The sequence below is a fragment of the Streptomyces sp. NPDC057616 genome (genome assembly GCF_042800575.1).
Taxonomy (GTDB): domain Bacteria; phylum Actinomycetota; class Actinomycetes; order Streptomycetales; family Streptomycetaceae; genus Streptomyces.
On sequence record NZ_JBHVGU010000012.1, the window covers coordinates 44,862 to 69,419 of the forward strand.

Genomic DNA, 24,558 nt, shown 5'->3' on the forward strand with positions numbered 1-24,558 from the left:
TCTGCTGCGAGTCAACGGCAGGTCAAGAAACAGGTTAACCCTGCAACGTTCTTTGCAGGGTTAACTTTACGTTTCCAGCTGAAGAGAGCCTGAAATGCGCTGCTGGGGTGGCGGGAACTAGTCGCTCTCGGTGAGCCCCTTGGCGTCCCGCGCCAGCGCGGTGAGCCGGGAGATCGCCCGGAAGTACTTCTTGCGGTAGCCGCCGTTCAGCATCTCCTCGCTGAACAGCCGGTCGAAGGGCAACCCCGAGGCCAGGACCGGCACTTCACGGTCGTAGAGCCGGTCGGCGAGCACGACGAGCCTGAGGGCCGTCGACTGGTCGGGGACGGGCTGCACATCGGTGAGGCAGACCGCCTTCACGCCGTCGGTCAGGGCGCCGTACCGGCTGGGGTGGACCGTGGCGAGGTGGTCGAGGAGCTGCGGGAAGCCGTCGAGCGAGGCGCCCGCGGTGGCGTACGCCGTCCTCGTCACCTGCTCCTTGGAGAACGGGGCCGGCGCCTCGGGCAGCCCGCGGTGGCGGTAGTCCTCGCCGTCGATGCGCAGGGTGCGGAAGCGGGCGGACAGGCCCTGGATCTCGCGCAGGAAGTCGGCCGCCGCGAAACGGCCCTCGCCGAGCTTGCCGGGCAGGGTGTTGGAGGTGGCGGCGAGCGCCACGCCGGCGTCGACGAGCTTGCCGAGCAGGGTCGACACCAGGACCGTGTCACCGGGGTCGTCGAGCTCGAACTCGTCGATGCACAGCAGCCGGTGGCCGGAGAGGGTCTGGACGGTCTGCTGGAAGCCCAGGGCGCCCACCAGGTTGGTGAGTTCGACGAACGTGCCGAACGCCTTCAGCGCGGGCTCCGCCGGGGTGGCGTGCCAGAGGGAGGCGAGCAGGTGGGTCTTGCCGACGCCGTAGCCGCCGTCGAGGTAGACGCCGCGCGGGCCGGCCGGGGCCTTGGCCGCCTTCGCCCGGCCGAAGCCGAGGAAGCCGCGCCTGCCGCCGCCGACGGCGTGCGCCCCGCCGAGCCCGCCCGCGAACGTCTCGAGGACCTGGACGGCCTCGGTCTGGCTGGGCTGGTTCGGGTCGGGGATGTAGGTGCCGAAGCGCACCGAGTCGAAGCGGGGTGGCGGCACCATCTCGGCGACCAGGCGGTCGGCGGGGACGTGCGGCATGCGGGCGCACAGGGACAGCGGCGCCGCGTCCGCTATCGGGCTGCGGTCGGTGGCGGAAGGGGAGGACGACACGGTTCACCATGCTAAGCGGCGTGCCACACTGCACGACATGCGACGCCTGTTCCCTGTGACCGACGAGACAGCGCCGAACACTCCAGGTGAGGGCGAATGGAGCCTTGCCGAGCTCGCCGCCGCCTACGCCTATCCCGTGCCGACCGCGGGCGGCGGGCCCGTGCCCTGGCTGCGGGCGAACATGGTCTCCACACTCGACGGAGCCGCCCAGCACGACGGGCGCTCGCAGCCGATCTCCAGCGCGACCGACATGCGGATCTTCGGCACGCTGCGCCAGCTCGCGGACGTGGTGATCGTCGGTGCCGAAACGGTCCGGCAGGAGGGGTACCGGCCCGCGCGCTCGCGTGCGGAGTTCGCAGATGCGCGCCGGGCCGCAGGCCAGGGCCCGGCGCCGGCGATCGCGGTGGTCAGCGCCGGCCTCGACCTGGACTTCTCCCTCCCCCTGTTCGCCTCGCCGCTGGTGCCGACCCTGGTGCTCACCGGGGCGGCGGCACCCCCGGACCGCGTCGCCGCCGCCGAGAAGGCCGGTGCCGAGGTGGTGGTCGCCGGTGACGGCGTGGGCGTGGAGCCCGCCCGGCTGGTCCGGGCACTGGCCGAGCGGGGGCACACCCGGCTGCTGACCGAGGGCGGCCCGCGGCTGCTCGGCCAGCTGGTGGCCGCCGGTGTGCTGGACGAGCTGTGTCTCGCCGTGTCGCCGACGCTCACCGCCGGTGCCGCGCAGCGCATCGCGGGCGGGCCCTCGGTCGCGGTTCCGCAGCGCTTCGAACTCGCGTCGGTTCTCGAGGAGGAGGGGTTTCTCTTCACGCGCTACCGCCGGGCCTGATATTCGGTCAGCGGTACCCCCGGTCCCGAAAACGGCGGAATCAACCGTTCCGCTTGGCGCCGGGCGGGCACACTGAATTTCGCAGTCCCCGTGACATCACGGGGCAGGATGGTTTCCGCAGAAGGGGCGCCCGGTGTTCACAAGCGTATTGATGATCGAGAAGGCACTGACGTCCGCCGACGTGGAGTTCGTCACCGGTCTGCACGGCGACGAGAGCGTCTTCTTCCACGTGCTGCTCCAGCCCCGCGGCGACCAGGCGGACCGCCTGCTGCGGGCGATCGACGACGTGGCGCTCGGTGAGCTGGACGAGGCGACGAAGGAGCGCGAGGTCCCCGAGGGGGAGGCCGCGAAGGACTTCGGGACACGAGCCCTGGAGGTGTCCCTGCAGGCACTCGAGGCGGCCGGCAGCGAGGCCGAGGGCCGGCTGATCGAGGACCACCCGCTGGACGCGCTCAAGGCGCTGGTCGACGAGGTCGAGGCGGACGAGGTCATCGTGCTCACCGATCCGCACTACGTGGAGGAGTTCTTCCACCGGGACTGGGCGTCGCGGGCGCGGCACAAGGTGGGGGTGCCGGTGCTGAAGCTGTTCTCGCACAGCAAGGCGTGACGCTGCCGCTCGGCTCGGCCGGGGCCGCCGTGGAGCTTGCGGTGCGTCGTTCGGCCGCGGGTACGACGTGGCCGGTCGCGCAGTTCCCCGCGCCTCTGTGGGTTGCAGGCCCCCGGGAGGGCACGGCAGGCCCCCGCAAGGGAATGGCAGGCCCCCGGACCGCATAGGCTGGGCGGCCGAACGTTCCGCCGTACGCAGCACGCACAGGAGAGACACATGGCACCCGGCCTTCCCCCCGCCATGGACCGACCGCACTTCATCGGCATCGGCGGCGCCGGAATGTCGGGCATCGCGAAGATCCTCGCGCAGCGCGGGGCGAAGGTGGCGGGCAGCGACGCGAAGGAGTCCGCGACCGCCGAGGCGCTGCGGGCCCTGGGCGCGACGGTGCACATCGGGCACGCGGCGGAGCACCTCGCCGACGACGCGAGCTGCGTCGTCGTGTCGTCGGCGATCCGCAAGGACAACCCCGAGCTGGCCCGCGCGGCCGAACTGGGCGTCCCGGTGGTCCACCGCTCCGACGCCCTGGCCGCGCTGATGGACGGACTGCGCCCGATCGCGGTCGCCGGCACCCACGGCAAGACCACGACGACCTCGATGCTGGCGGTGTCGCTGAGCGCGCTCGGCCTGGACCCGTCGTACGCGATCGGCGGCGACCTGGACGCGCCCGGCTCCAACGCCCTGCACGGCGAGGGCGAGATCTTCGTCGCCGAGGCGGACGAGTCGGACCGCAGCTTCCACAAGTACGCGCCCGAGGTCGCGATCGTCCTCAACGTCGAGCTCGACCACCACGCCAACTACGCCTCGATGGACGAGATCTACGAGTCCTTCGAGACGTTCGCCGGCCGGATCGTCCCCGGCGGCACGCTGGTGATCAACGCCGACCACGAGGGCGCGCGCGAGCTGACCCGGCGGCTGGCCGGCGCCGTGCGGACGGTGACGTACGGCGATGCCGAGGACGCCGACGTACGCGTGCTGTCCGTCGTCCCGCAGGGTCTGAAGAGCGAGGTGACGGTCCTCCTGGAGGGGCAGGAGCTCACCTTCACGGTCTCGGTGCCCGGCCGCCACTACGCGCACAACGCGGTGGCCGCGCTGGCCGCGGGCGTCGCGCTGGGCGTCCCGGCCGCGGAGCTGGCGCCCGCCCTGGCCGCGTACACCGGCGTCAAGCGCCGCCTGCAGCTGAAGGGCGAGGCCGCCGGGGTCCAGGTGATCGACTCCTACGCCCACCACCCCACCGAGATGACGGCCGACCTGGAGGCGATGCGGGCCGCGGCGGGTGGGTCCCGGATCCTCGTCGTCTTCCAGCCGCACCTGTTCTCCCGCACCCAGGAGCTCGGCACCGAGATGGGCCAGGCGCTGGCCCTCGCGGACGCGTCCGTCGTCCTCGACATCTACCCGGCCCGCGAGGACCCGATCCCCGGTGTCACCAGCGACCTGATCATCGAGGCGGCGCGGGCCGCGGGCGCGGACGTGACGCCGGTCCACGACAAGGCGGACGTGCCGTCCGTGGTCGCGGGAATGGCGCGGCCCCGTGATCTCGTTCTCACCATGGGCGCGGGCGACGTCACCGACCTCGGACCGCGCATCCTGGACCGTCTTTCGCAGTGAGGGGCTGAGGCTCATGTCGTACGACGTAGAAAAGCCGGACGAGCAGTGGCGCGCGGAGCTGACCCCCTCCGAGTACGCGGTGCTGCGCCAGGCCGCCACGGAGCCCGCCTTCACCGGTGAGTACACCAACACCAAGACGGAGGGCGTCTACTCCTGCCGTGCCTGCGGGGCCGAACTGTTCACCTCCGGTACCAAGTTCGACTCCCACTGCGGCTGGCCGTCCTTCTTCGACCCGAAGGACACCGACGCGGTGGAGCTCATCGAGGACCGCTCGCACGGCATGGTGCGCACGGAGGTGCGGTGCGCCCGCTGCGGGTCGCATCTCGGGCACGTCTTCGAGGGCGAGGGGTACGGGACGCCGACCGACCAGCGGTACTGCATCAACAGCATCTCGCTGCGGCTGACCGAGGACGCGGGCTGACGCGGACCGGCGCGGGGCTTCACAGCACCTTCCGCTGCACCAGTGCCGACAGCACGAGTGCTCCCGGCAGGAGCGGCAGCCAGACCGTCAGGACGCGGTAGCCGATGACGGCCGTCGTCGCGATGTCCATGGGCGTCCCGAGGGCGTTCATGGCGAGGACGACGGCCGCGTCCACGGGGCCGATGCCGCCTGGTGCGGGCACGGCCCCGACCGCCGTGCTCGCCGCCAGGAAGGCGAAGGTGACCTGCACCCAGCTCAGGGGTGAGCCGAGCGCCGCCCCGACCGCGAAGATCACGCTCGCCTGAAGGACCGGCGCCGCGGCCGCCCCGCCCCACAGCGCGAGGACCCGGGCGGGGCGGGTGTGCAGCAGGCGTACGTCGGTGAGCGCGCAGCGCAGGGCGTCGAGGAGCGGGCGGCGCAGCGGGGGCACGGTCGCCAAGAGCAGGGCCGAGAGGCCGAGACCGAGGGTCGCGCCGCCGGCGATCAGGAGCAGGGTCCAGCCCTCCGGCACCAGGGTGCCCGTCAGCAGCACGTCGGGGAACGCCACCAGGAAGACGAGCAGGACCAGCGTCTTCGCGATCGGTCTGACCACCGAGTACAGGGCCAGCGAGGCGGTGGCGCGGGGCAGGGGGATGCCGCGGTTCTGCAGGAAGCGCAGCGTGACGGCGTGGGCGCCGAGGCTGGCCGGAAGCGCGTGGTTGGCGGCGCCGGCGGCGAACTGCGACGCGATCAGCAGGCCCGTCGGCAGTCGCTCCGGCAGGGCACCCTGGCGGACGCAGGCCGCCGTCAGCCAGCCCAGGCAGGTGAAGAGCAGGGCGAGCAGCAGCCACCAGGGGTCGGCGGAGGCGAGGCGGGCGGAGCCGTCGTACACGGTCCGCCAGTCGATCGCGACCCAGACGCCGATCAGCAGCAGGGGTACCAGCACCAGCGCCCGGCGCAGCAGCCGGGTGGCGGAGGGGAAGCGTGGGGGAGGGACGGTGGCGGGGCCCGCGGCGGGGAGGGGTCCGCGGACGTCTTCGAGCGGGAGCAGGGTCACGGCGCACGTCGTCCTTTCACGTCGGCCCGGGCGACGGGGTGCGGCGCATGGCAGCAGGGGACGGCGGAACCGTTCCCGCCCGGCGTGACGGCCTGGTGTCCGGGAGCCGAAGGGGCGCGGGCGGGCGGACGACGCGGCAGCCTTCCCGTTTGTGCCCCGCGCGGCGGTCCGTGAATCATTCATCCAGCGAAGTGTTGACTTCCGGATGAACAAGCCAGCACCATCCTTGGGTGAGCTCCGAGCACGTCTACGCGGGCGCGGCCCTGTCCTCCGTCTCCTCCGAGCTGGACGAGGCGGTCCACCGGTGCCTGGTCGCCGGCTTCGAGGGCACGACGTCCTTCCCCGACACGCTCAAGCGGCTCGTCGACCGCGGCCTGGGCGGCGTCATCCTGTTCACCCGCAACGTCCGGGACGCGGAGCAGGTCCGCGAACTCACCGACGCCCTGCGGGCGATCCGCCCCGATCTGCTGGTGGCCATCGACAACGAGGGCGGCGGCATCGGGCACCTCGTCGGCGCGGGCGCCCCCGGCGTCCCCGGCTCCTACGCCCTCGGCGTCGCCGACGACCCGGACCTGACCGCCCGCTGCGCCGACGCGCTCGCCGGTCACCTGGCCACGCTCGGCATCAGCGTCACCTACGCCCCCGTCGCCGACCTCCAGCAGCGGCCGGACAACCCCATCGTGCGCACCCGCTCCTTCGGCACCGACCCCGGCCTCGCCGCCCGCCATCTGCGCGCCTGGATAGGCGCCACCGAGGCGCGCGGCATCGCCTCCTGCGCCAAGCACTTCCCCGGCCACGGCGGCACCGCGACCGACAGCCACTACGACCTGCCGGTCGACCCGCGGCCGTACGACGCGCTGCGCGTCGACCTCGAACCCTTCCGCGCGGCGGTCGCCGCGGGCGTGCCGATGCTGATGAGCGCGCACGTCGTCTTCCCGGCGCTGGACCCCAACCGCCCCGCCACCCTCAGCCGCCGCATCCTGGGCGACCTGCTCCGCCTCGACCTCGGCTTCGACGGCGTGCTGGTCAGCGACGCCCTGGAGATGAAGGCGATAGCCGACCACTACGGCGAGGCGGCCGGCGCCCGGATCGCGCTGGCCGCGGGCGCAGACCAGGTCGTCGTCTCCGTACCGGACCTGGAGGTCACGCTGGCCTGCCGCGACGCGGTGCTCGACGCCGTGGACTCCGGCCGGCTGGCCGAGGAGCGGGTGCGGGAGGCGGCGGAGCGGGTGCGGCGGCTCGCCGAGCGGTACGCGGCCCCCGCCGCCGGGCCGGTGCCCGCCTGGGACACCGGGGCCGGAGCCGAGGCGGCCCGGCGCGCCGTGCGCAGCCGTCCCGTGCCGCCGGCCGCCCGCGGCGTGCACATCGTCGACCTCTTCCCACCGCCCCACCCCACCCTGAACTGGGGCGGCGAGGACCTGCTCACCGAACTGCGCGCGCTCGACCCGACGGCGTGCGGCACCGCGGTCGGTGGGGAGCCGGCCGACCCGGGCACCCTGGTCGACGGCATCCTCCACATGTCCGCCGACGCCCCCCTGGTCGTGGCCACCTGTGACGCCGGTCTGCACCCCTGGCAGGCCCGCTTCCGGGACGCGCTGCTGGCCCGGCGGCCGGAGGCGGTGCGGGTGGACACCGGGCTGCCGGAGGGCGGGGACCTGTGCTCGTACGGCCGCGGACGGGTCAATCTGCGGGCCCTGGCCGAGGTGCTGACCGGCGCCTGAGCCGTGCGAGGGGTGGAATCCAGGAGTGGAGTACACGACCGACATGCCCGGCGATCCGGACGAGAGCGCGGGCGCGCCTGCGCCGCCCCTGGTGGTCGGCCTCGACGCCGGCGGCACCCGCACCCGCGCAGTGCTGGCCGCCGCGGTGGACGGCCGGGTCCTCGGTGAGGGGGCGGCCGGGCCGGGCAATGCCCTCACCGTGCCCCTGCCGCAGCTCACCGCGCACCTCGCCGAGGCCCTCGCCCGGGCGGTGCCCGAGACCGCGCGGGGCCGGGTCGCCGCCGTGGCGGGCGGTTTCGCGGGTGCGACAGGCGCCGCGGAGGACGAGCCCGGGCATCTGAACGCCCGGGCCGCGCTGCACGACGCGCTGCGGCGGATCGGGGTGCCCGACTGCCCGGTCGCCGTCGGCAGCGACATCGAGGCCGCCTTCGCCTCCGCCCCCGGCACCCCGGCCGACGGCCTCGCCCTCGTCGCCGGCACGGGCGCCGTCGCGACGCGCATCGCCGGCCGCCGCTGCACGGCCACGGTCGACGGCGACGGCTGGCTCCTCGGCGACGACGGCAGCGGCTTCTGGATCGGCCGCAGGGCGGTGCGGGCCGCGCTGCGGATGGCGGACGGCAGGGGCCCGGCGACCGTGCTGGCCGAGGCGGTGGGCCGGACCCTGGGCCTGCTCGCGGAGGTCCTGCCGGACGGGGCGTCCGGCTGGTCGCGCGCCGGCCGCGAGGGCTACCGCATGCACCTGCTCCCCGTCGTCATGGCCGAGCCCCCGATCCGGCTGGCGCGCCTCGCCCCGCTGGTGGCCGGGGCGGCCCGGGAGAAGGACGCGGTGGCACGGGCGATCCTCGACGAGGCCGCCGACCGGCTGACCGACACCGTCAGGGCGCTGCAGCCGCGGACGGGTGAGCGGGTGGTGGCCACCGGTGGTCTGCTCGGTCCTGAGGGGCCCCTGACCGCGGGTCTGACGGATCGCCTGCGGCCGCTCGGCCTGACGCTGGACTGGGTGGCAGACGGCTGTGCCGGCGCGGTGGCGCTGGCGCGGTTCGCGTGCGGAGATGGTGGGTGAGCGGGTGGTGGCCACCGGTGGTCTGCTCGGTCCTGAGGGGCCCCTGACCGCGGGCCTGACGGATCGCCTGCGGCCGCTCGGCCTGACGCTGGACGGGGTGGCAGACGGCTGTGCCGGCGCGCGGTTCGCGTGCGGAAAGCGTGGGTGGGTGGGTGTCCCGCGGTCACTTCCGCCGGCGCGACTTCACCGCGTGGCGCGGCGTGATGTGGTCGGTCAGCGCCAGGGAGGCGCTGGCCCGCTGGTAGGAGAGCTGGGCGACGCGGACGTAGAGACAGTCGACGAGCATCAGGACCGAGTGGCGGCCGCCGATGCTGCCCGTGCGGAAGCTGGTCTCCGAGGCGGCCGACAGGAGGCGGATGTCGGCGGCCCTGGCCAGCGGTGAGCGCGGGTCCGTGGTGAGCGCGATGGTGGTCGCGCCCCGCTCCCTGGCCGTCTCCAGCGGTTCGAGGGTCTCGCGGGTCGCGCCGGAGTGCGAGATGCCGATGGCCACGTCCGCCGGGGTGAGCAGCGCCGCGGAGGTCGCCGCCCCGTGCACCTCGGTCCAGCCGCGCACCTGGCAGCCGATGCGGAACAGCCGCGTCTCGGTCTCCTGCGCCACGGCGCCGCTGCCGCCGACGCCGTAGACGTCGATGCGCCGGGCCTTGGCGAGGGCCTGGGAGGCGCGTTCGAGGGCGTCGAGGTCGATGCGGTCGATGGTCTGCTGGATTGCGCGCAGGTCCGCGACGCCGATGACCTGGACCACCCGCTCCAGGCCGTCGTCGGGGGAGATGTCGGTGTCGATCTCGGTGGAGCCCCAGTCGGAGACCTCGCCGCGGCCGCGCTCCTGGGCCAGTTCGATCAGCAGGTGCTGGTAGGACTCGAGGCCGATGGCGCGGCAGAACCGGGTCACCGTGGCCTGCGAGGTGCCCGTGCGCCGGCCCAGTTCGGCGGCCGAGCAGCGGGTCACGGCGGCGGGGTCGTCCAGGATCAGTTCACCGACCTTCCGCAGGGACCCGGCCAGCCGGGGCAGCTCGGTGCGGATCAGTGCGGTGACGTCCGTGGGGGGCATGGGGAGAAGGTACCAGCCACCGTTCGGGGCAAGGTTTGAATACCAGGACCAGTCCGGCGGGCACGCTCCGTGCACCACACGTACATCACACGTGCATTCCTTGCGCATTGCTCGCCGTCCGAAGCGTGTGGTTTATTGATTCAGCTGTTGAGGCTCATCTGGGGTGGTTCAATCCACCGGTGAGGAGTGCCGCGTGACCGTCGACTCCGTCAGCGCCGAGGGCTTCGCGCAGGAGGGCCTGGCCGCCTTGCGGGACATCGCCGGGTCGGCACGCGAGGAGGTGGCGGCCGCCGCCGGACTCGTCGCCGACTGCATCCGCGCGGACGGCGTGATCCAGGCCTTCGGCACCGGCCACTCGCAGGCCCTCGTCCTCGAACTCGCCGGCCGCGCGGGCGGGCTCGTCCCCACCAACCGCCTCAGCATCGCCGACCTCGTCCTCTACGGCGGCGACGACCCGAGCGCCCTCGACGACCCGCTCCTGGAGCGCACCGAAGGCGTGGCCGAGCGGCTCTACGGCCTCGCGGGACCGGGCCCCCAGGACCTCTTCGTGATCATCTCCAACTCCGGCGTCAACAACGTCGTCGTGGAGATGGCGCTGCACGCCAAGGAGCAGGGTCACCGCCTCCTCGCCATCACCTCCCTCGCGCACACCCGCGCCGTCCCGGCCGGCCACCCGAGCGGGCGGAAGCTCGCCGACATCGCCGACGTCGTCCTCGACAACCGGGCCCCGCGCGGCGACGCCCTCCTCGGCCTGCCCGGCGGCGGCTCCGTCTGCGCCCTGTCCACGCTCACCGGCGTGATGCTGGTCCAGATGACCGTCGCCGAGGCCGCGCGCCTCCTCCTCGACTCCGGCGAGCGCCCGCCCGTCTACGTCTCCGCCAACGTCCCCGGCGGCTTCGAGGGCAACCTCGAACTGGAGCGGCGCTACGCCGGGCGCATCCGGCGCACGGCGAGCTGACGGCGCTCCCGGCCCGGACCGGCCCGGCGTGACGGCCGGGCCGCCCGATCCGCATTGTGGTGTGGGTCACAGCGGGTCTAGTGTGAAGGCGCTTGGAGGGCCAGCCCGGGCGAGCCGAACGGCGGCACGCGTCCGGGCCTGCTCCGGGTGAGGAAGTGATCTCGTTGTCCGTCGCCTGGGACGACATCGGCGGGCTCGTCGATGCTCATGAACGGTTCCTGGCCGGTGCGCGCGTCGAGGCGGATGTGCGGGGCCCGGTGCTGGAGTCCTGGAAGCGCTGCCGGTCCGTGGGCCTCCAGCCGCATCAGCTGCTGCTGCCCTACGAGGCCGGGCTGAGCCTGGACGAGCGGTTCCTGCGCGCGGCCGAACCGGTTCTGGCGGAGCTGCTGGACTCCCTCGCGGAGATGGGCACGGTGCTCGCGGTGTGCGACGGGCGGGGCCGGGTGATCCAGCGGCTCGGCGGCGAGAAGGGGCTGTGCGACCGCCTCGACGCGGTGCACTTCGCCCCGGGCTTCGACGCCTCGGAGGAGGTGGCCGGCACCAACGGCGTCGGCACCGCGCTCGCCCAGCGCGGACCCGTCTACGTCGTCGGCCGCGAGCACTTCGCCGACTGCCTGCAGCCCTTCGCGTGCGCCGGCTCGCCCGTGCGCAATCCGCTGAGCGGACGCGTCGAGGCCGTCCTCGACCTCACCTGCCTGCGCGACGACGGCGATCCCGCCATGCTGCGGCTGGTCCGCGCGGCCGCCCAGGACATCGAGAGCCGGCTGCTGGAGCAGGCCACCGAACGGGAACGTGCGCTCCTCGCCGCCTACCGCGCGGCCGGAGTCGCGGCGGGCGGCGCACCGCGGCGGCCGGACCACCTCGTGCCGGGCCACGGCGCCGACGGCCTCGGCCGGATCGACCTCGCCGTGCTGCGGGAGAAGGCCGAGGAACTGATCGCCTCGCCGCACCGCACCCTCGACGAGGTGCTCCTGTCGGGCGGCCGCGTCGCCACCCTGCTGCGGCGCCAGGTCCTCGGCGCGGCGGGGGAGACCGGCGCCGCGGTGGAGGCGCGCATCGTCGGCGGACCCCGGCTGACCGGACTCGGCCTGCCGGTCACGCCACCGCCGGAGACCGACGGCGCGGCGAAGGCGCCGGCAGCGGACGGGGCGCGAGGTGCCGTACCCCCGCTGTCCCGGCCGGTGGAGACGGCCGGCGACATCGCCGACGCCGACGCCGACGCCGGAGCAGACGGTTCGGCGAGGGCGGCGAGGGCGGCGAGGCCGGCGGCGGGCGGATCGCGCACACACCCGGCCGGCGCGCGAGGCGCCGTACCCCCGTCGTCGCGGCCGGTCGAGACCGTCGGCGACATCCTCGACGGCGCCGAGAGCCGGCTGCTGCTCCTCGGCGAGCCCGGGGTCGGGCGGCTGGCCGTCCTCGCGCGCCGACGGCTGGAGTTCCTGCACGAGGCCGGCACCCGGATCGGCACCACCCTCGACGTCACCCGCACCGCGGAGGAGCTGGCCGAGGTGATGGTGCCGCGGTTCGCCGACTTCGTCGCCGTCGACCTGCCCGACGCGGTGCTGCGCGGCGAGGAACCCGAGGAGCTCGGCGGCCTCGACGCGCTGCGCCGGGTGGCCATCCGCGCCGTCCGCAGACAGCCGCACAACCTCTACGACGTCGGCGACACCGTCGCCTACGTGCCGTCCACCCCGCAGGCGCGCTGTCTGGAGACCAGGCAGTCCGTCATGGAACCCGTCCTGGCCGAGGCGGGCGGCTGGTTCGCGCAGGACCCCAAGCGGCTGGAACGCGTGCTCGCGGCGGGCGTCCACTCCCTGATCACCGTGCCGCTGCGGGCCCGCGGCACCACCCTCGGCGTGGTCAGCTGCTACCGCTCCGTGCGGCCCGCCTCCTTCGAGGACGACGACCTCTCCCTCGCCCAGGAGTTGGTCGGCCGGGCGGCGATCTGCATCGACAACGCCCGCCGCTACACCCGCGAGCACAACACCGCCCTGGCCCTCCAGCGCAGCCTGCTGCCCAAGGGCCGCCCGGAGCAGAGCGCGGTCGAGGTCGCCTGCCGCTACCTGCCCGCGCAGGCCGGCGTCGGCGGCGACTGGTTCGACGTCATCCCGCTGTCCGGCGCCCGCGTCGCGCTCGTCGTCGGGGACGTCGTCGGCCACGGCCTGCACGCCGCCGCCACGATGGGCCGGCTGCGCACCGCCGTGCAGAACTTCTGCTCGCTCGACCTGTCCCCCGACGACCTCCTCACCCACCTCGACGACCTCGTCGGGCGCCTCGACCGCGGCGAGGGCTGGGCGGTGGAGAGCACCCAGGCCGACTCCGGCATCGTCGGCGCGACCTGCCTCTACGCCGTCTACGACCCCGTCTCGCGGCGCTGCACCCTCACCTGCGCCGGGCATCCGACGCCCGCGGTCGTCGCGCCGGACGGCACGGTCGAGTTCGTCGACCTGCCCTCCGGACAGCTCCTGGGCCTGGGCGGCATGCCCTTCGAGACCGTCGAGCTGGAACTGGCCGAGGGCAGCCAACTGGTGCTCTACACCGACGGGTTGGTGGAGGACCGGCACCGCGACATCGACTCCGGCCTGGACCGGCTGCGCACCGTGCTGGCCGCCGCCGGCCGGGCGCCGGAGGACACCTGCGAGGCGGTCCTCGACGCGCTGCTGCCGGTCCGGCCGGGCGACGACGTGGCCCTGCTGGTCGCCCGCACCCACGTCCTCGGCCCGGACCGGATCGCCGAGTGGGAGCTGCCCAGCGACCCGGCCGTCGTCTCCCGCGCCCGCTCCGCGGTCACCCGGCAGCTCGCCGCATGGGGCCTGGACGACCTGGCCTTCACCACCGAACTCGTCGCGAGCGAGCTCGTCACCAACGCCATCCGGCACGCCACCGGCCCCGTCCAGCTCCGCCTCCTGCGCGACCGCGCCCTGATCTGCGAGGTCTCCGACGGCAGCAGCACCTCACCGCGCCTGCGCCGCGCCCGCACCGAGGACGAGGGCGGCCGCGGCCTGTTCCTGGTCGCCCGCCTCACCGAGCGCTGGGGCACGCGCTACACGCCGTACGGCAAGGTGATCTGGACGGAGCAGCCGCTGCCGTGACGGACGGCCGCCGCGGTCACCAACCGGTCAGCAGCAGGTGGTTGACCAGGATCGCGAGCACGGCCTGAGCGGCCAGCCAGGCGCGGGGCGTCGGCAGCAGCGCGCAGCTCGGGAGCAGCCAGAACGCGAACGGCAGCCAGATGCGTTCCGTCTCCGCCTTGCTCATGCCCGACAGGTCGGCGAGGAGCACGGCGAGCAGGGCGGCGGCCACGAGGACGGCCAGGCGGAAGGGCTGTCGGTCGCTGCGGGGCACGCGAGCGCGGCGCAGACCCGCCGCCGTCGCGGGCCCCACGACGAACACCGTGCAGGCGAGGTTCGCCCACACCCAGTAGCCGTACGGCCGTACGCCGCCCGCCCCTTGGTGGTAGCGGGTGACCAGCAGGCGGTACGCCTCCCACCAGTCGAAGCCCAGCGCGGTGAACACGGCCGGTACGACAGCGAGTCCGGCCAGGACGAAGGGCAGGGGGCGGGTGCGGTGGGAGCCCAGGAGGAGGACGGCGGCGGCGAGCACGGCGATCAGCGTGAGGCCGTAGGAGAGGTAGAGGGCGAGGCCGAACAGCAGGCCCGACGCGAAGCCGGCCGGGCGGGCGTGGTGTCCCGTCACCGCCAGCGCGAGGAACGCCAGTGCCCAGGCGGCGACCGCGGTGAAGTACGCGTCCGCCGACGCGCCCATCCACACCGCGCCCGGGGCCAGCACCAGGAAGGGGGCGGCGCGGCGGGCGAGCCGTTCGCCGGCCAGCGTGCGAACGGCGACCAGGACCGCGGCCGTCGCCGTGGTGCCGGCCGTGATGACGAAGGCGCCCGCCCAGGCGCCTCCACCCAGCCCGATCCGGTCGAGGAGGACGAAGGTGACGGTGGCGCCCGCCGGGTGCCCGGCCACGTGGGCGGGCCAGTTGCCGGGGGAGTCGATGAGGATGTGGTGGGTGAAGTCCCGCAGGGCGGCCGGGATGTCGTGGAAGCGGCCGATGACCTGGAGGTACTCGTTGCGGGTGGTGAGCCGGCCGGCGACGCCGACATGCCGGCCGTCGACGAGCGCGAGGGACCACGTCCACGCCATGGCGGTGCCCCAGACCGCGCACAGCAGCGGGCGCCAGGGCAGGCGGGCGGCGAGGGAGGGACCGTGGGCGACGACGGCCGCCGCGACCGCGATCGCCGCCGGGGTGCCCGGGCCGAGGTGCGGGTCCCAGCTCGCCAGGAGTGGCGGCCAGGCGACGCGGAGGGAGCCGTCGCGGTGCTGGATGCCGGTGCCGACGATCGCGGCCGCGACGACGAGCAGGGCGGCGGCGCCGGCGGCGTACAGGTCTCGGCGGAGGTCGCGGTTCACGGTCCGAACGCTAGGCTCCGGGGCCGCGTTCGCGCGGCTGACGTGCGCGGACGTCAGAGTTTCGTCATGGTTCGAAGACCCCTTCACCGGGTGGTCGCGGCCTACGGTCGGGACATGAGACGGACTCCCTTCTCGCCCTCCTTCTGGCGCAGCCCCCTGCGGGGCCCATGGTTCACCTCGGTGCTGGGCGTCGTCCTGCTCGGCGGCATCACGGTGCTGTTCGTGACCGGGCTGCTGTCCTACGCCGCCTACAACCCGGACCTGTCGCAGGTGAACGACAAGACGCCGGGCAAGGGGCTCCTCGGCTTCTACCTCTTCGCCTGGCCGACCGACCCGCACTGGCTGTACCGGCTCACCCAGGGCGTCCACGTCACCCTCGGGATCACGCTGATCCCCGTCCTGCTGGCCAAGCTGTGGTCGGTGGTGCCCAAGCTGTTCACGCTGCCGCCGGCGCGGTCGCTCGCGCACGCGCTGGAGCGGCTCTCGCTGCTGCTGCTGGTCGGCGGCGGGCTGTTCGAGTTCGTCACCGGCGTGCTCAACGTCCAGCTCGACTACCTCTTCCCGGGCTCCTTCTACCCCCTGCACTTCTACGGCGCCTGGGTGTTCTTCGGAGCGTTCGTCGCGCACGCCGTGCTGAAGATGCCGGTCGCCTGGCGCAATCTGAGCCGGATGCGGGAGGGGGAGCGGACCGGGGTGCGGATCGAGGAGCGGCCCGAGGAGCCGGCCGGGCTGGTGGCCCCCGACCCCGATCCGCCCACGGTCTCCCGGCGCGGTGCGCTCGGGCTGGTCGGGGGCGGCTCGCTGCTGCTGTTCGGCACCACGGTCGGGCAGGACGTCGACGGGCTGCGGTGGAGTGCCGTGCTCGCGCCGCACGGCGCCGATCCCGGGAGCGGGCCCGGCGGCTTCCAGATCAACAAGACGGCGGCGTACGCGGGCATCACCGCGGCCGACGTGAGCGAGGAGAACTGGCGTCTGACGGTCACGGGACGCACCGGCACGGTCCGGCTCGGCCGTGCCGACCTGCTGCGACTCCGGCTGCACAGCTCGGCGTTGCCCATCGCGTGCGTGGAGGGCTGGTCGACCTCGGACCAGTGGTGGCGCGGCGTACGGCTGCGGGACCTGGCGGCGCTGGTGGGCCACGAGGGCAATCCGCCGGACGTGTTCGTGGAGTCGCTGCAACGCCACGGTGCCTTCCGCCGGGCCGCCCTGCGCGCCAACCAGGTGGCCGACCCGCGCTCCCTGCTCGCCCTGTTCGTCAACGGCGAGCAACTGACCCCCGACCACGGCCATCCGGCCCGCGTCATCGTCCCCGCGGCACCCGGCGTCCTGAACACCAAGTGGGTGGCCCGTCTGACCTTCGGAGACCTGCCATGACCCGCCTCCGCCCGACCCTCCCGCTCGGCAGCCCGCTCCAAATCCTGCTGCTGGCCTGCTCGTTCGCCCTGTCGACGTACGCGGGGGTGCGCCTGCTGGAGGGGGACTGGTTCCAGGTGGCCCTGTGGGTCGTCGGAGCGGCGCTGCTGCACGACCTGGTCCTGCTGCCCCTGTACGCGGCGGCGGACCACGCCCTCGTACGGGCGGCCGGGCGGCGCCGCCGGGGGGTGCCCTACGTCCGCGTCCCGGCCGCCCTCTCCCTGCTCCTCCTGCTGGTCTGGTTCCCCCTGATCACCGGACAGGTGGCGGACCGCTACCACGCCGCCACCGCCCTGCCCGCGGACCGCTTCCTGACACGCTGGCTGCTGCTGACGGCGCTGCTGTTCGGGGGATCGGCGGTGGTGTTCGCGGCACGGTCGGTGTGGTCGGCGCGTTCGCGGAGGGTGGGGGAGGGGCGGGCGCGGTCGGTGTGGTGAGGGGGTGCGGCCCGTGCGTTCACGGGGGTGCGGCCCGTGCGTTGAGGAGGGGTGCGGCGTGCGTCGGCCGGTCACCCCGTGGTGTGGCTCCGCGGGGCGGTGGCGTTCGCTGTGCGGTCGGCGCGTTGGCGGAGGCGCGGGCGCGGTCTGCGCGTTGAGGGGCGGGGCGTGCGCTGAGCGGGCGGTGGTCAACCGGGTGCAGTCGCGCGGGCCGGCGGCGGTGTTCGCCGTGCGGTCGCGGACGGTGGCGGAGAGGGGACGCGCGACCCGTGCGTTGAGGAGGGGGTGCGGCGTGCGTCGGCCGGTCACCCGTGGTGTGGCTCCGCGGGGCGGTGGCGTTCGCGCCGCGGCCCGTTCGCGGGGGCGCGGTCTGCGCGTTGAGGGGGCGCGGCGGGTGCGCTGAGGGGTAGCGCGGCCGGTGTGCTGCGGGGCGGTGTGGCGGTTTCCGCGTCGGTCAGGCCCGGTGGGGCTGTGTGTTCGTGCGGAGGGACACGAAGTGACGGCCCCCGGTCGTCCATCGGTCCGCCGCCCGCCAGCCCGTCCGGTGTGCGTGCCGCAGCAGGGCACGGGTGCCGATGCGGGCCCAGGGGAAGGGGCGGCCGACGGCTCCCCGGGTGTCCATGACGTGGACCTGGACGCGTTCGTCGATGTCCGGGTCGGGAGCCGTCTCGGCGATCAGCAGGCCGCCGGGGACGAGGAGTTGGGACATACGGGCGAGCAGCGCCTCCGGGTCGCCGCCGATGCCCACGTTGCCGTCCATCAGGAGGGCCGTGCCCCAACGGCCCTCGGCGGGCAGCGGGTCGAAGACCGAGCGGTGCAGGGCCTGGCCGCCGAGGCCGAGCGTGCGCGCCACCGCCGCCTCGCTCACGTCGATGCCCAGCGCCGGCCGCCCGCGTGCGGCCAGCGCGGCGACGAGCCGGCCCGGGCCGCAGCCCACGTCCAGAACCGTGTCCTCGCAGCGCCGTACGACCTCCAGGTCCACCGCGTCGGCGTCGGCGCACCAGCGCTCGACCTCGAGCAGCAGCAGCCAGCCGTCGTCGCGGCGCAGGAACAGGGGGCCCTGCCCGGTGCGCAGGGCGTGGGAGTACGGGTCCGCGGACCACGTGCCGCCGTCCGGGGGCGCGGACGGCTGCCGCCCGATCCTGGTCGTCGCCGTCCCGTGCGCCGCGCTCATCGGCCCGCCGCCGCGAGCCGCGTCAGCCGCGCCGCGAACCGGCCGCCGGGTGCCTCGCCCGCGACCACGTGCGCGTCGTGCGCCGTGTCGACGTCCCGCAGCCGCGGCAGGTCACGGACCCGCAGGCCCGCCAGGCGCGCCCGCTGGGCGGCGCCCGTGCCGGACGTCGACATCGGGACGCCCCGCAGCAGGGCGGGGTCCGGGTCGGCCAGGCCCAGCGCCCAGAACCCGCCGTCCTCGGCCGGCCCGAAGTACGCGTCGCAGTCGCCGAAGTCCACCGTCAGCAGCTCCGGCGTCACCTGGGGCGTGTCCATGCCGATGAGCAGGGACGGGCCCGTGCAGTGCGCGAAGGCGGCGGCCAGCCGTTCGTCGAGGCCGCCCGGACACTGCCGTACGACGTCGAAGCCCGGTGGAAGCCACGGACCCGGCGAGCCCTGGAGCACCAGGACCCGGCGGCGGGCCGGCGTGCGCGCGACGACCTCCAGGGTGTCCGCGAGGGCCGCCTCCGCGAGCGCGGCCGCCTCGTGCGGGGTGAAGGGCGGGGTCAGACGGGTCTTCACGTGCCCGGGCCGTGGCTCCTTCGCGATGACCAGGAGTGTGGTCACCGGCCCGCCCCCTCGAACGCCGGCAGGCCCGTGCGCGGCACCGGCGGCTCGGCCAGCACCCGGCTCATGTCCCGCACCGCCTGCCAGGTGCCGCGCCAGGTGCCGGTCACCTTGGAGGCGCCCGTCCGCGGGAGGTAGGGGACGTCGTACTCGGCGACGCGCCAGCCCGCGTCGGCGGCGCGCACGACCATCTGCAGCGGGTAGCCGCTGCGGCGGTCGGTGAGACCGAGGGAGAGCAGCGGCTCGCGGCGGGCGGCCCGCAGCGGCCCGAGGTCGTGCAGACGCAGGCCGGTGCGGCGGCGCAGCAGCCGGGCGAGGGCGAGATTGCCGGCGCGGGCGTGCGCCGGCCAGGCGCCGCGGGCCTGCGGGCGGCGGCGGCCGAGCACCAGGTCGGCCTCGCCGGCCAGGATCCGGTCCACGAACGGCACCAGGTCCGCCGGGTCGAGCGAGGCGTCGCAGTCGCAGAAGCAGACGACGTCCGCGGTGGCGGCGGTCAGGCCCGCGTGGCAGGCGGCGCCGAAGCCGCGCCGGGCCTCCTGCACCACCCGCGCGCCCAGACCGCGGGCGATGTCCGCCGAGCCGTCGGTGGAGCCGTTGTCCACGACGAGCGCGCGCCAGCCGGGCGGAATCCGTTCCAGCACCCGCGGCAGCGCCTCGGCCTCGTCCAGGCAGGGCAGCACGACGTCCACGGACGCCGCGGCCACCGGGACTCTCTCGTCTTCGTCGGAAGGGGTCGTCACGTCCCTCACCCTACGGACGAGAAGCGGACATTCCGGACAGGGGCTCCTTACGAAACACGGACGTCAGGGGCGGGCGGCCGCGCTCGCGCGCACGCGGTGCGAGGCTGGCTCCATGGAGCAGCAGCAGGACGCACAGACCGGGGCCCGGGTGCTCGTCGTCGACGACGATCCCACGGTCGCCGAGGTGGTCACGGGGTACCTCGACCGGGCCGGATACGTCGTCGACCGGGCCGGCGACGGCCCCGGCGCGCTCGCCCGGGCCGCCGCCCACTGGCCCGACCTCGTCGTCCTGGACCTGATGCTGCCCGGCATGGACGGCCTTGAGGTCTGCCGCCGGATGCGGGGGCGGGGGCCCGTCCCGGTCATCATGCTCACCGCGCGCGGCGACGAGGACGACCGCATCCTCGGTCTGGAGGTCGGCGCCGACGACTACGTCACCAAGCCCTTCAGCCCCCGCGAACTCGTCCTGCGCGTCGAGTCCGTCCTGCGCCGCACCCGCCCGGCCCGCCCCGTGCGGCTGCTGGGCGCCGCCGGACTCTCGGTGGACCCGGAGGCCCGCCGCGCTCTCAAGGACGGCACCGAACTCGCCCTCACCATCCGCGAGTTCGACCTCCTAGCGTTCTTCCTCGGGCACCCCGGGCGGGTGTTCAGCCGTGAGGATCTGATGCGCGAGGTGTGGGGCTGGGACTTCGGCGACCTGTCCACCGTCACCGTCCATGTGCGGAGGCTGCGCGGCAAGGTCGAGGACGACCCGGGCAGGCCCCGCCTCATCCAGACCGTCTGGGGCGTCGGCTACCGCTTCGACGGCTCGCACGAGGAGGCGTGACCATGCGCGACAACCTCCTCATCGCCCTCTTCGCCTTCCTCGGCGCCGCCGCGGCCGGGCTGCTCGGCGCCTGCGTGCTGCTGCTGATCCGGCGCCGCTCGCTCGCCCTGCACCTCGGCGTGGTCGCCGCCGTCGCCGTCACCGCCATGTTCGCGGGCACCCTCGCGGTCGCGCAGGCCATGTTCCTGTCCGCGCACGACCTGAAGGTCGTGACGACCGTCGTCGCGATGGCCGCGGTGGTCTCCCTCGCCACCGCCCTGCTGCTCGGCCGCTGGGTCGCCGCGCGCAGCCGCGACCTCACGCTCGCCGCCCGCTCCTTCGGCGAGGGCGGCGGCTTCACCTCGCCCGACGGCCCCGCCACCGCCGAACTCGCGGCCCTCAGCCGCGAGTTGGAGGCCACCAGCGCCAAGCTCGCCGAGTCCCGGGAACGCGAGCGCGCCCTGGAGACCTCGCGCCGCGAACTCGTCGCCTGGATCTCCCACGACCTGCGCACCCCCCTCGCCGGACTGCGCGCCATGTCCGAGGCCCTGGAGGACGGCGTCGCCACCGACCCCGACCGCTACCTCAAGCAGATCCGCACCGAGGTCGAGCGCCTCAACGGCATGGTCGGCGACCTCTTCGAACTCTCCCGCATCCACGCGGGAACGCTGGCCCTGAGCCCGAGCAGGATGTCCCTCTACGACCTCGTCGGCGACGCGCTCGCGGGCGCCGACCCGCTGGCGCGCGAGCACGGCGTACGGCTGGTCGGCGGCCGGGTCGAGCCCGTGCCGGTCGAGGTGGACGGCAAGGAGATGAGCCGCGTGCTCGGCAACCTGCTGGTCAACGCGATCCGGCGGACCCCGGCCGACGGCACCGTCGCGGTGGCCGCCGAGCGCTCGCCCGACGGCGTCGTGCTGACCGTCACGGACGGCTGCGGCGGCATTCCCGACGAGGACCTGCCCCGCGTCTTCGACACCGGCTGGCGCGGCACGCACGCCCGGACTCCCCCCGCAGGGGCGGGACTCGGCCTGGCCATCGTGCGCGGCATCGTGGAGGCCCACCAGGGCCGCGCCACCGTCCGCAACATTCCCGGCGGCTGCTGCTTCGAGGTGGTGCTGCCCGCCGCCGCTTCGTAACGCGGGCAGCACCACCGGTCCGGCAGGGGCCGTCTACGCCCCGCGCAGCCCCGCACGCGCGAACTCCCGCATGCCCTCGTCGAAGCCGACCTCGGGCTTCCAGCCCACCTCGGCCCGCAGCCGCGCCGAGTCCGCGGTGATGTGCCGTACGTCGCCCAGGCGGTACTCCCCGGTGACGACCGGCTCCGGGCCGCCGTACGCCGCGGACAGCGCGCGGGCCATCTCGCCGACGGTGTGCACCTCGCCGCTGCCGGTGTTGTAGGCACTCAGCGCGCCCTCGGGCGAACTCGCCTCCAGGGCGGCCACGTTGGCCGCGGCCACGTCCCGCACGTGCACGAAGTCCCGCCGCTGGCAGCCGTCCTCGAAGACGCGCGGCGCCTCGCCCCGGGCCAGCGCCGAACGGAAGAAGGAGGCGACGCCGGCGTACGGGGTGTCGCGCGGCATCCCCGGCCCGTACACGTTGTGGTAGCGCAGCGACACCGCGCGGCCGCCGGCCGCCCGCGCCCACGCCGCCGCCAGGTGCTCCTGGGCGAGCTTGGTCGTCGCGTACACGTTCCGCGGATCGGCGGGTGCGTCCTCCGCGACCAGGCCGGGCGTAAGAGCCGCCCCGCACACCGGGCACGGCGGCTCGAAGCGCCCCGCGTCCAGCTCGGCGACGGCGCGCGGGCCGGGCCGTACGGCTCCGTGCCGGGCGCAGGTGTAGCGCCCCTCGCCGTAGACCACCATCGACCCGGCCAGGACCAGCCGGCGTACGCCCGCCTCCGTCATGGCGGTGAGCAGGACGGCGGTGCCCAGGTCGTTGCGCGAGACGTACTCGGCGGCGTCCGCGAAGCCGGTGCCCAGGCCCACCATCGCCGCCTGGTGGCACACGGCGTCCACGCCCGCCAGCGCCTCCCGGACGACGACGGGGTTGCGGACGTCCGACGCCGGGTCCGCCCGGACGTCGAGGACGACGGGCTCGTGCCCGCGCTCCCGGAGTGCCGTCACGACATGGGACCCGATGAACCCGGCACCGCCGGTGACCAGTACGCGCATACGGCCACGCTAGGGCCGGGTACGGCCGGAACGGGCGGGCCCCGCCCGGCACGTCACCGGTCCGTAAGACCCGCCGCGCCGTCCAGCGGCAGCGACAGGGTGAACACCGTCGAGCCCGGGGCGCTGCTCAGCCGGATCGTGCCGCCGTGGGCCGCGGCCAAAGCGTCGGCGACCGGCAGGCCGAGGCCGCTGCCGCCGCGGTCGCGGCTGCGGGCCTTGTCGACGCGGTAGAAGCGGTCGAAGACGCGGTCGCGGTCGGCGGCCGGGATGCCGGGGCCCTCGTCCGCGATCCGCACCACGGCGGCGTCCCCCGCGCGCGCGACCTCCACGGTCACGCGCGTACCGGCCGGGGTGTGGACGGCGGCGTTGGTGAGCAGGTTGTCCAGGATCTGCCGGATGCGGTGCGGGTCCATGCGCAGCCGCAGCGCGGCCGGACCCGCGGTGAGGGTCAGCGGATGCTCCGGCCGGCTCGCCCGGAAGGCGGCGGCCGCCTCCCCGGCCAGCTCCACCAGGTCCGCCTCCTGCGGCCTGAGCGGCGTGGCCGGCTCCGCCGCGTCCAGGCGGGCGAGCAGCAGCAGGTCGTCCAGGAGCACCCCCATGCGGGCGGCCTCGGCACGCAGCCGGGCCAGGTGCTTGTCGCGCTCCTCGGGGGCGTTGGCGGCGGCGTACTGGAAGAGGTCCGCGTAGCCCCGCACCGACATCAGCGGCGTGCGCAGCTCGTGCGAGGCGTCGGCGACGAAGCGGCGCAGGCGCTGCTCGGCCTCGGCGCGGACGGCGAGCGAGTCGTCGATGTGCTCCAGCATCGTGTTGAAGGCCGTGCGCAGCTCCTCCACCTCCGGGCCGCCGCCCCGCTCGTCGGCGCGCAGCGGCAGCCGCGCCGCCGACTCCGTCAGGTCGTGCGAGGCGATGCCGTGCGCGGTGTGCGCCATGTCGCTCAGCGGGTTCAGGCCCCGGCGCAGCATCCGCCGGCCGAACACCACCAGCGCCAGCAGCGCGAGCCCGAAGGCGACCACCTGGACCCCGATCAGCCGCCGCACCGTGTCGGCGATGGCGTCCGTCGGCGCACCGCTGACCAGCACCACCCCCGGCTCCACCTCGCAGGCGCGCAGCCGGTACTCGCCCTCGCCCGCCAGGTGCGCGGTGCGCAGCACCTCGGTGTCCGCGGCGGGCTGCGCCCGGGCCAGGGAGGTGAGCGGGGCGATGTCCGCGGGCAGGTCGCCGGCCTCCTCCGGCTTGCGCAGCACGGCGGTGCCGTCCTTCACGTCGTACACCGCGTAGTACCAGCGGTAGTACTTCTTGCCCTGGAGCGTGCCGTTCTGCGCGATGCTCTTGGACTGGGCGACCTGGGCGAGGCCGAGCTGGGTGTCGAGCTGGTTCGACAGGTAGTCGCGCATGTACGTCGTCAGGGCCGTGCCGACGACCGCGAACACCACCAGCGCGAGCGCCCCGAGGCCCAGCGCCAGCCGGGTGCCCAGGCGCAGGTGCCGGTACGCGCGGCGCAGCCGGCGGATCACTCGCTCGCCTGCCGGATGACGTAGCCGAAGCCGCGCACCGTCTGGATCAGCGGCTCGCCCGTGTCGTCGAGCTTGCGGCGCAGCCGGCTGACGACCAGCTCCACGACGTTCGAGCGGCCCCCGAAGCCGTACTCCCACACATGGTCGAGGATCTGCGCCTTGGTCATCACGGTCGGCGACTTGCGCATCAGGAACCGCAGCACCTCGTACTCGGTGGGGGTGAGCGTCAGCAGCCGGTCGCCGCGGCGCACCTCACGGGTGTCCTCGTCCATCGACAGGTCCGCCACCCGCAGCACGGAGCGCTGGAAGGCCGGCCCGGCGCTGCGCCGCAGCACCGTGCGCAGCCGCGCCATCAGCTCCTCCACCGCGAACGGCTTGACCAGGTAGTCGTCGCCGCCCCGGGTCAGCCCCGCCACCCGGTCGGCCACCCCGTCCCGCGCGGTCAGGAACACCACCGGCACCATCGTCCCGGACCGCCGCAGCCGGTCGAGCACGCCGAAGCCGTCCACGTCCGGCAGCATCAGGTCGAGCACCACGATGTCCGGGTGGAACTCGCCGGCCAGCCTCAGCGCGTCCTCGCCGCAGTTCGCCGTGACCGCGTCCCAGCCCTCGTAGCGCGCGACCGTCGCGACGAGGTCGGCGATGGGCGGGTCGTCGTCGACGACGAGGAGGCGTACTTTTTCCACCCGCTCATAGTGCGTCACGGGGCCGGCGAGGCCATGTCGCGGAGCTCACAGCCGGGACATCGACAGGGACTTGTAAGTGGTCCGACAGCTT

General features: G+C 74.6%; 22 protein-coding genes. 12 read left to right on the forward strand and 10 right to left on the reverse strand.

The annotated features are described in order from the left end of the window. Positions 1-117 precede the first annotated feature (117 nt). Positions 118-1,224: a cell division protein ZapE gene (zapE, locus tag ACFU97_RS16860; RefSeq protein WP_384256643.1), complete on the reverse strand. Its 1,107-nt coding sequence runs from the start codon at positions 1,222-1,224 to the stop codon at positions 118-120. A gap of 37 nt (positions 1,225-1,261) precedes the next feature. Here zapE and ACFU97_RS16865 point away from each other — a divergent pair, with 37 nt between their 5' ends. The 4 genes from ACFU97_RS16865 to msrB all read left to right on the forward strand — a co-directional run bounded on the left by ACFU97_RS16865 (position 1,262) and on the right by msrB (position 4,680). Next, a complete protein-coding gene (locus tag ACFU97_RS16865; protein WP_384256645.1) occupies positions 1,262-2,047 on the forward strand; it encodes a pyrimidine reductase family protein in 786 nt (261 codons plus the stop codon). 151 nt (positions 2,048-2,198) lie between these two features. Then, positions 2,199-2,654 carry an indole-3-glycerol phosphate synthase gene (locus tag ACFU97_RS16870; RefSeq protein WP_384256647.1) on the forward strand — a complete coding sequence of 152 codons (456 nt, stop codon included), beginning with the start codon at positions 2,199-2,201 and terminating at the stop codon, positions 2,652-2,654. Between the two features lie 216 nt (positions 2,655-2,870). Next, entirely contained in the window at positions 2,871-4,259 is a 1,389-nt protein-coding gene (murC, locus tag ACFU97_RS16875; RefSeq protein ID WP_384256650.1) for a UDP-N-acetylmuramate--L-alanine ligase, read from the forward strand. Between the two features lie 13 nt (positions 4,260-4,272). Beyond that, the gene (gene msrB, locus ACFU97_RS16880) at positions 4,273-4,680 is read left to right on the forward strand and encodes a peptide-methionine (R)-S-oxide reductase MsrB (RefSeq protein WP_384256652.1); all 408 of its coding nucleotides are present in this window, start codon (positions 4,273-4,275) and stop codon (positions 4,678-4,680) included. A gap of 19 nt (positions 4,681-4,699) precedes the next feature. Here msrB and ACFU97_RS16885 read toward each other — a convergent pair whose 3' ends face one another. After that, entirely contained in the window at positions 4,700-5,716 is a 1,017-nt protein-coding gene (locus ACFU97_RS16885) for a YbhN family protein (protein ID WP_384256654.1), read from the reverse strand. A gap of 230 nt (positions 5,717-5,946) precedes the next feature. Between ACFU97_RS16885 and ACFU97_RS16890 the strand changes: the two genes are divergently transcribed. Then, positions 5,947-7,437: a glycoside hydrolase family 3 N-terminal domain-containing protein gene (locus ACFU97_RS16890; protein ID WP_384256656.1), complete on the forward strand. Its 1,491-nt coding sequence runs from the start codon at positions 5,947-5,949 to the stop codon at positions 7,435-7,437. 43 nt (positions 7,438-7,480) lie between these two features. Then, complete coding sequence (locus tag ACFU97_RS16895) at positions 7,481-8,500, forward strand: N-acetylglucosamine kinase (protein ID WP_384257039.1); 1,020 nt, start codon at positions 7,481-7,483, stop codon at positions 8,498-8,500. Between the two features lie 163 nt (positions 8,501-8,663). On the opposite strand, the gene ACFU97_RS16900 is transcribed toward ACFU97_RS16895, so the two are convergent. Next, a complete protein-coding gene (locus ACFU97_RS16900) occupies positions 8,664-9,548 on the reverse strand; it encodes a MurR/RpiR family transcriptional regulator (RefSeq protein ID WP_384256659.1) in 885 nt (294 codons plus the stop codon). Between the two features lie 193 nt (positions 9,549-9,741). Here ACFU97_RS16900 and ACFU97_RS16905 point away from each other — a divergent pair, with 193 nt between their 5' ends. Next, complete coding sequence (locus tag ACFU97_RS16905; protein ID WP_384256661.1) at positions 9,742-10,506, forward strand: sugar isomerase domain-containing protein; 765 nt, start codon at positions 9,742-9,744, stop codon at positions 10,504-10,506. A gap of 155 nt (positions 10,507-10,661) precedes the next feature. Further along, positions 10,662-13,598 (forward strand): SpoIIE family protein phosphatase, encoded by a 2,937-nt coding sequence (locus ACFU97_RS16910; RefSeq protein WP_384256663.1) that lies wholly within the window; start codon positions 10,662-10,664, stop codon positions 13,596-13,598. 16 nt (positions 13,599-13,614) lie between these two features. Here the strand turns inward: ACFU97_RS16910 and ACFU97_RS16915 are convergent, their stop codons facing one another. Continuing rightward, on the reverse strand, positions 13,615-14,922 hold the full coding sequence (locus ACFU97_RS16915) for a hypothetical protein (RefSeq protein WP_384256666.1): 1,308 nt from the start codon (positions 14,920-14,922) through the stop codon (positions 13,615-13,617). A gap of 114 nt (positions 14,923-15,036) precedes the next feature. On the opposite strand from ACFU97_RS16915, the gene ACFU97_RS16920 reads away from it, so the two are divergent. Both ACFU97_RS16920 and ACFU97_RS16925 read left to right on the forward strand, forming a co-directional pair. Then, a complete protein-coding gene (locus ACFU97_RS16920) occupies positions 15,037-16,296 on the forward strand; it encodes a molybdopterin-dependent oxidoreductase (protein WP_384256668.1) in 1,260 nt (419 codons plus the stop codon). Continuing rightward, on the forward strand, positions 16,293-16,772 hold the full coding sequence (locus ACFU97_RS16925; RefSeq protein WP_384256670.1) for a hypothetical protein: 480 nt from the start codon (positions 16,293-16,295) through the stop codon (positions 16,770-16,772). Before ACFU97_RS16920 ends, ACFU97_RS16925 begins: the two co-directional genes overlap by 4 nt. Before the next feature lie 454 nt (positions 16,773-17,226). Here ACFU97_RS16925 and ACFU97_RS16930 read toward each other — a convergent pair whose 3' ends face one another. From ACFU97_RS16930 to ACFU97_RS16940, 3 genes are read right to left on the reverse strand one after another with little or no spacing between them, the layout of a single operon-like run. Beyond that, positions 17,227-17,946: a class I SAM-dependent methyltransferase gene (locus ACFU97_RS16930; RefSeq protein ID WP_384256673.1), complete on the reverse strand. Its 720-nt coding sequence runs from the start codon at positions 17,944-17,946 to the stop codon at positions 17,227-17,229. After that, complete coding sequence (locus tag ACFU97_RS16935; RefSeq protein ID WP_384256675.1) at positions 17,943-18,551, reverse strand: DUF2064 domain-containing protein; 609 nt, start codon at positions 18,549-18,551, stop codon at positions 17,943-17,945. Before ACFU97_RS16935 ends, ACFU97_RS16930 begins: the two co-directional genes overlap by 4 nt. Next, positions 18,548-19,291, reverse strand: a complete 744-nt coding sequence (locus ACFU97_RS16940) for a glycosyltransferase family 2 protein (RefSeq protein WP_384256677.1) — start codon at positions 19,289-19,291, stop codon at positions 18,548-18,550. The genes ACFU97_RS16935 and ACFU97_RS16940 overlap by 4 nt, the downstream gene beginning before the upstream one ends. A gap of 112 nt (positions 19,292-19,403) precedes the next feature. On the opposite strand from ACFU97_RS16940, the gene ACFU97_RS16945 reads away from it, so the two are divergent. Continuing rightward, a complete protein-coding gene (locus ACFU97_RS16945; protein ID WP_384256680.1) occupies positions 19,404-20,117 on the forward strand; it encodes a response regulator transcription factor in 714 nt (237 codons plus the stop codon). 2 nt (positions 20,118-20,119) lie between these two features. Then, positions 20,120-21,232, forward strand: a complete 1,113-nt coding sequence (locus tag ACFU97_RS16950; protein WP_384256682.1) for a sensor histidine kinase — start codon at positions 20,120-20,122, stop codon at positions 21,230-21,232. Positions 21,233-21,265: 33 nt separating this feature from the next. On the opposite strand, the gene ACFU97_RS16955 is transcribed toward ACFU97_RS16950, so the two are convergent. The 3 genes from ACFU97_RS16955 to ACFU97_RS16965 are packed head-to-tail and all read right to left on the reverse strand — an operon-like array spanning position 21,266 to position 24,467. Then, complete coding sequence (locus ACFU97_RS16955) at positions 21,266-22,267, reverse strand: NAD-dependent epimerase/dehydratase family protein (RefSeq protein WP_384256684.1); 1,002 nt, start codon at positions 22,265-22,267, stop codon at positions 21,266-21,268. Positions 22,268-22,320: 53 nt separating this feature from the next. Beyond that, positions 22,321-23,781, reverse strand: a complete 1,461-nt coding sequence (locus ACFU97_RS16960) for a sensor histidine kinase (RefSeq protein ID WP_384256687.1) — start codon at positions 23,779-23,781, stop codon at positions 22,321-22,323. Then, positions 23,778-24,467: a response regulator transcription factor gene (locus ACFU97_RS16965; protein ID WP_384256689.1), complete on the reverse strand. Its 690-nt coding sequence runs from the start codon at positions 24,465-24,467 to the stop codon at positions 23,778-23,780. The genes ACFU97_RS16960 and ACFU97_RS16965 overlap by 4 nt, the downstream gene beginning before the upstream one ends. Positions 24,468-24,558: the final 91 nt, after the last annotated feature.

Bases quoted from the DNA above. Each gene is read 5' to 3' on its own strand.
- ACFU97_RS16865 (WP_384256645.1), top strand. From the start codon at position 1,262: ATGCGACGCCTGTTCCCTGTGACCGACGAGACAGCGCCGAACACTCCA.
- ACFU97_RS16870 (WP_384256647.1), top strand. From the start codon at position 2,199: ATGATCGAGAAGGCACTGACGTCCGCCGACGTGGAGTTCGTCACCGGT.
- murC (WP_384256650.1), top strand. From the start codon at position 2,871: ATGGCACCCGGCCTTCCCCCCGCCATGGACCGACCGCACTTCATCGGC.
- msrB (WP_384256652.1), top strand. From the start codon at position 4,273: ATGTCGTACGACGTAGAAAAGCCGGACGAGCAGTGGCGCGCGGAGCTG.
- ACFU97_RS16895 (WP_384257039.1), top strand. From the start codon at position 7,481: ATGCCCGGCGATCCGGACGAGAGCGCGGGCGCGCCTGCGCCGCCCCTG.
- ACFU97_RS16900 (WP_384256659.1), bottom strand. From the start codon at position 9,548: ATGCCCCCCACGGACGTCACCGCACTGATCCGCACCGAGCTGCCCCGG.
- ACFU97_RS16920 (WP_384256668.1), top strand. From the start codon at position 15,037: ATGAGACGGACTCCCTTCTCGCCCTCCTTCTGGCGCAGCCCCCTGCGG.
- ACFU97_RS16925 (WP_384256670.1), top strand. From the start codon at position 16,293: ATGACCCGCCTCCGCCCGACCCTCCCGCTCGGCAGCCCGCTCCAAATC.
- ACFU97_RS16930 (WP_384256673.1), bottom strand. From the start codon at position 17,946: ATGAGCGCGGCGCACGGGACGGCGACGACCAGGATCGGGCGGCAGCCG.
- ACFU97_RS16945 (WP_384256680.1), top strand. From the start codon at position 19,404: ATGGAGCAGCAGCAGGACGCACAGACCGGGGCCCGGGTGCTCGTCGTC.
- ACFU97_RS16950 (WP_384256682.1), top strand. From the start codon at position 20,120: ATGCGCGACAACCTCCTCATCGCCCTCTTCGCCTTCCTCGGCGCCGCC.
- ACFU97_RS16955 (WP_384256684.1), bottom strand. From the start codon at position 22,267: ATGCGCGTACTGGTCACCGGCGGTGCCGGGTTCATCGGGTCCCATGTC.